Source organism: Halomonas sp. 707B3, assembly GCF_024158645.1.
In the GTDB taxonomy this organism is placed as follows: Bacteria; Pseudomonadota; Gammaproteobacteria; order Pseudomonadales; family Halomonadaceae; genus Vreelandella; species Vreelandella lionensis.
The window spans coordinates 1-4,182 of sequence record NZ_JAMZBE010000221.1 but is presented as its reverse complement, the minus strand read 5'-3'; the positions used below and the strand labels follow the sequence as shown (position 1 = coordinate 4,182).

Below are 4,182 nucleotides of genomic sequence, written 5' to 3'. Positions count from 1 at the left end.
CCGCTAGAGAGCGTGCTGCGGGGCGCGATCGACTTCTTCAACCTGCCGATGTCCAGCTTTAGCAAAGGTGCGTCGGAGCAGGTGCCTATGCAGGCAGCAGGCGTCGCGATTGGTAACGCTATTTGCTACGAAATTATTTACCCACAGCTCGTGGCACAGCGGGCAGCCGATAGCGGTGTGATCGTGACGGTTTCCAACGATACTTGGTTTGGTGCCTCCATTGGCCCGCACCAGCACCTGCAAATGGCCCGCCTGCGCGCTCTGGAAAATGGCCGCTACGTGGTTCGCGCTACCAGCAACGGCATCACCGCCATTATTAACCCCCGTGGCGAACTGGTAGACCGCGCTCCGCAGTTTGAAACTACCTATCTCACTGGCGAGTTCTACGCTATGGAAGGGCTAACCCCCTTCAACCGCATGGGCAGCCTGCCCATCTGGCTACTCGCCGGGCTGTTCCTGCTGCCGGGGTTTGTGCGTCGGCGTTGATGCCAATAGCACCTCGGCCATGAAAAAGCCCCCTGCCACATTCGTGGCAGGGGGCTTCGTTTTAGGCGGCTTCTTAAAAAGCCGTCTGCTGAGTGCCGGTTAGGTGCTGCTGGGGATTTCCCCTAGCACCTCGGGAATCGTCATCCGCACATAGCGGCCCGGCGCGGGTTCGATCACTGTTAGCTCCCCTTCCCCAGGCTGGCGGGCAGGTACCATTTTCTTCGGGTCTGTATCCACGTAGCCGTTGTCGGTCATCCACGCTTGCCAATGGGGCCACCAGGAGCCTTCGTTAAACGTGGCGCCTTCCATCCACTCCTCGTGGGTCTCGGGCAGCGTGTCGTTGGTCCAGTAGCCGTACTTGTTTTTATGGGGCGGGTTCACGATACCGGCAATATGCCCAGAGCCGCCCAGCACGAAGGTTACCGGGCCTTTGGGCAGCAGCGCACCGTAGTAAGTGCTGTTCCACTTGGCGATATGATCTTCTTTAGTGGAGACAAAGTAACTAGGTGTTGAGACTTTGCGCAGGTCGATTTTGACCCCGTCTAGCTCGATTCCACCGGGCTCTACCAAGCGGTTTTCCAGATACATATGGCGCAGGTACCAAGCGTGGGTGCCTGCCGTCAGATTGGTGCCATCAGTATTCCAGTAGAGCAAATCGAAGGCGGCGGGAATCTCGCCCTTCAGGTAGTTATTGATATAGAACGACCAGAACAGATCATTTTCCCGCAGCAGGTTGAAGGTGTAGGCCATGGAGCGGCCATCCAGATAGCCCTTCATCTGCATGGTTTGCTCAATACCCTGCACCACGCGCTCGTTCAGGAACACGCCGATATCGCCCGGATCGCGGAAGTCCTGCAGCGTGGCCATGTAAGTGACCGACTTCACCTTGCGGCCACGGCGCGTGCTGGTGAGATACGCCACGGTGGAGGCGGTCAGCGTGCCGCCTACGCAGTAGCTCAGCAGGTTGACCGACTTCTCGCCGCAGGCTTGCTCAATCGCTTCCATCGCGCTGATGGGGCCCATCTGCATATAGTCGGCCCAGGTAATATCGCTCTGCTCGGGGCCAGGGTTACGCCAGGAGATCAGAAATACCGTGTGGCCTTGATCCACCAACCACTTCACCAGCGAGTTATCTTGCCGCAGGTCTAGGATGTAGTACTTATTGATCCAGGGCGGCACAATCAGCAGCGGCGTTTTAAAGGTGTTTTCGGTGGTTGGCGTGTACTGAATCAGCTGAATCAGCTCGTTTTCATACACCACAGAGCCAGGCGTTACGGCAATGTTCTCGCCCACGCCAAAGGCGCTGCGGTCGGTCATGCGTACGTTGATGCCTTCCGCTGAGTTGGCTAAATCTTCCCGCAGCCGAGTGAGGCCATCGACGAGATTCTGCCCCTTGGTTTCCAGGGTGCGGCGCATCACTTCCGGGTTGGTGGAGACGAAGTTGGTAGGCGACATCGCATTCACCAACTGGCGCGCGTAGAACGTTAAGTTGCGCTTGAGGGTAGGGTCTACATCCAGATCGTTAATCAGCTCTTCGACCATCTGCGAAAACAGCAAATACTGCTGCATGATCGCCATGTAGTAGGGGTCTGTGGTCCAGGCCTCATCTTTAAAGCGGCGGTCGTTCTTGGGCGGCGTTACCAGGGGTGCCACCTGCTCACCGGCCATGGCGCGTACGCCCTGCTGCCACAGCAACCACTGGTCTTGCATCAAGCGCGACTGGGTTTGCCACAGCAAATTCGGGTTACTCATCAGCGAACGTGCAGCGGCTTCAAAGCTTTCGCGCATGTCGCTATAAACGGAGTCAGCGGCTTCGCTGGGCGCCATACGTGACAGCAGGTCCTCTAGCAGACCTTTGTACTGTTCACCTACGTCGTCAAGCTGTGCCTTCCATGCCTCCATATCTTGCTGGGACAACGGTTGAGACGGCATTTTCCACCCTGACTGCATACGACTTTCCCCCTCACCAACTGGGCAATGGTTGCCCTGGCAACACGCTTAAGAACGCTGTAAAAGAACGCGGCGCCTCAAAGGCGCCGCGGACACTACTGACGATTAGCTTTTACGAGACGACTGGCTTGAGGCCTTCGCGGGCTGTTCACCCTTGGCGGTAGCGCTCGCTTGTTCGCTCATTTTTTGTCCGGCTTCGCTAAACAGCTTTTCCATTTCAGATTTGAACTGGAGGCTCATCTCGCTCATCACCCGCGCGTCTTCCTGCATCTGCTGAGAAAGCTCGTTCATCATTTCCGCTTGCTTGGTACCGAAATCGCGCAGGCTCTCGGCATCATTAATTTCTGTCGCGCTGCGGATGCGCTCGGTGCCCATCTGGCTGTAGCGTTTCATCGCTTCCAGCTGGTACTGGGTCATTTTTTCCATGTTATTGAGCATCAGCGAGTTCATCTTGCGCATCGGCTCAAACATCTGGCGAGTTTGGGCGTTAAAGGCGTCCATCATTTTGTCTTGCATTGTGGTTGCTCCTGTCTCTCATTCCTTGGCATGAGCCTGGAGTGGCTCATCACATCGCAAATTGCTGCACTGCAAAAAGAGTAATGCTTAGCATGCTGCTTTGCAACAAGGAGCTTCCTACGGCCCCTCTGCATACCCTACAGCCGCCTATGACTCAGCCTCACAGTGCCACGTATTTGATAGCGCCTTTATCGCCTACTCTTTGGCGCGAGAGCGAGAAGAAGCCGTGGCTTTCGCCTTGGTACTTTTCTCGTTTGCCGCTGACGATGGTTCGCTATCTTGGGTGCCGTTACTGGCACCACCCGTATGGGCACTACCGGCCTGACGTAGCATATCCAGCATCATTTGCTGATAGGTGCCAAAGTTAGCAAGCCCCTGTGAAAGCCCCTGCTGCATCATGGGTTGCTGCAGGAAAGGGCGCATTAAGCTCATGGGGTCATAACCTTCTACCCCCGATTCCATCTGCCGCTGAATATTATCCAGCAGGCTCTGCTGAAAGGCCTCCACATCGGGCAACCCCAGCGACTGCCGAAACTCATCCGGCGTCAGGTCAAACTCAACGTTAATTTTCATAGGCGACTCCTTAACCGTCTTCCTTGAGTGTAGCAGCGAACCACTCAGCACACCTTGGCGTTATCGCTGACTTAATCGCGGTGTATCAACGCTAACATCAGCGTTTTGGCCCCGGTGGCGCAACCAGTGATCAAGCAGCGTGATCGCCATCATGGCTTCCGCAATCGGCGTTGCCCGAATACCGACACAAGGGTCGTGACGCCCTTTGGTAATCACTTCGACTGGTTCACCATGAACATCAATGGAGCGGCCCGGCGTGGTAATGCTGGAGGTTGGCTTCAGTGCCAACCGAGCCACAATGGGCTGCCCGCTGGAAATACCGCCCAGCACGCCGCCCGCGTGGTTGGAGAGAAAGCCTTCCGGCGTCATCTCGTCGCGGTGTTCGCTGCCGCGCTGGGCAATGCAGCCAAAGCCCGCGCCAATCTCGATTCCTTTTACCGCGTTAATGCTCATCAAACCGTGCGCTAGGTCAGCATCCAGGCGGTCGAAGACTGGCTCGCCCAAGCCTACGGGCACGCCATCGGCAATCACGGTAATTTCCGCGCCCACGGAGTCTTGGTCCCGTCGCAGTTGATCCATGTAGCTTTCCAGCTCGGCTACTTTATCGGGGTCGGGGCAGAAGAAGGCGTTCTGATCGACAGCCTCCCAGGTTTTGAA

General features: G+C 56.6%; 5 protein-coding genes. 1 reads left to right on the top strand and 4 read right to left on the bottom strand.

Translation table 11 applies throughout. The annotated features are described in order from the left end of the window. Positions 1-486 (top strand): nitrilase-related carbon-nitrogen hydrolase (locus BIS10_RS17745; RefSeq protein WP_301282096.1); only part of this gene is annotated, 486 nt, incomplete at its 5' end. A 99-nt stretch (positions 487-585) separates the two neighbouring features. Here the strand turns inward: BIS10_RS17745 and phaC are convergent. From phaC to aroC, 4 genes are all read right to left on the bottom strand, one after another. Next, positions 586-2,436 (bottom strand): class I poly(R)-hydroxyalkanoic acid synthase, encoded by a 1,851-nt coding sequence (gene phaC / locus BIS10_RS17740; protein ID WP_253507317.1) that lies wholly within the window; start codon positions 2,434-2,436, stop codon positions 586-588. A 105-nt stretch (positions 2,437-2,541) separates the two neighbouring features. Continuing rightward, positions 2,542-2,952 carry a phasin family protein gene (locus BIS10_RS17735; protein WP_253507314.1) on the bottom strand — a complete coding sequence of 137 codons (411 nt, stop codon included), beginning with the start codon at positions 2,950-2,952 and terminating at the stop codon, positions 2,542-2,544. A 195-nt stretch (positions 2,953-3,147) separates the two neighbouring features. Next, on the bottom strand, positions 3,148-3,525 hold the full coding sequence (locus tag BIS10_RS17730) for a hypothetical protein (protein ID WP_083024091.1): 378 nt from the start codon (positions 3,523-3,525) through the stop codon (positions 3,148-3,150). A gap of 60 nt (positions 3,526-3,585) precedes the next feature. Then, positions 3,586-4,182: chorismate synthase (aroC, locus tag BIS10_RS17725; protein WP_253507312.1), on the bottom strand; the 597-nt coding region annotated here is incomplete at its 5' end.